This window comes from Pseudomonas sp. 58(2021), from assembly GCF_017491585.1.
GTDB classification, from domain to species: domain Bacteria; phylum Pseudomonadota; class Gammaproteobacteria; order Pseudomonadales; family Pseudomonadaceae; genus Aquipseudomonas; species Aquipseudomonas fluorescens_BT.
Window position 1 is genome coordinate 1 of the sequence record NZ_JAFGYZ010000064.1, and the last position, 441, is coordinate 441.

Annotated in this window: 1 pseudogene; it reads left to right on the top strand. The window is 60.3% G+C overall.

Features of this window, described 5'->3' with window-relative positions:
- Positions 1-104: 104 nt before the first annotated feature.
- Positions 105-441, top strand: a pseudogene (locus J5M72_RS28765) (hypothetical protein); the annotation flags it as partial.

Here is a 441-nt window from a genome sequence, read left to right on the forward strand (position 1 = left end):
GTATGAGCCAGGCCGGGAGTCAGGCTAAAAGTCGAGCTGTGGAGCGCCTTCAGCGCGTTATTCTGCCTCGCAGGGGGGAGCCGCACGATGTTCGGTCGTTGTACATGATCGAATCGAAGGCGAACAAGTCGCGCGCTGTGCTCCACAGTCGCACCGAGGCAACATTCCCGGCGGGCGCCGAGGTCAGCTTCGAAACCTATTTCAACGGCTTCCCGGCTTCATATTGGCGACGCTGGACTCAGCTGAAATCCGTCGTCTTGAAGCTCGGGCTGCAGGGCGACGCGCGTGCCGACGTCTACCGGTCAAAAATCGACGGATCCCGCATTGCTGTCGAAGGCAAAATGACCGACGTACTGGCCGATGACATTCACGCCACAACGGCCGATGAGAGCACGCAGGACACCATCGAGGGCGAGCCGTCATCCGCGGAGTCCACTGTAT